Source organism: Dellaglioa sp. CoH-55-MRSF-8, assembly GCF_056782195.1.
Map to the genome: position 1 here is coordinate 1 of NZ_JBXAYH010000106.1, position 374 is coordinate 374.

Below are 374 nucleotides of genomic sequence, written 5' to 3' on the forward strand. Positions count from 1 at the left end.
CGTGTACGGCGTGAGCTGGCCCGGGATGATCGACAGCGGGTTATCGACGCCGATCAGTGCCTTAACTTGCGAGTACCACAGACGGTCTTCACCGACCATGATAGCTTCGGTAGCTTCGACATACTTCTCTTGCAGCACATCACCAGCTGACTGGTTCAGTTCGTTCTGCGGAATGAACGGGCGCGTCACCAGTTGCAGTTCCGGCGGCGTAAACCATTTGTCACGCGTGAACTGAGCTTGAATCTTCGTCGGGCTCGTGGAGTACACAGCCGTAACGTTCTTCGTGCGCAGCGGGAAGCGAACAATAGCGCCTTGCTCGACGTTGATCTTCGTCAGGCACTTACGCGCGAAACCCTGACGGTTACACGTGATGT

Annotated in this window: 1 protein-coding gene; it reads right to left on the reverse strand. The window is 56.1% G+C overall.

What is annotated here, in order from left to right:
- Window positions 1-374, reverse strand: a 374-nt coding sequence (locus tag AC1RPW_RS08115) for an HK97-fold major capsid protein (protein WP_481769459.1), incomplete at both ends; no start/stop codon positions are given.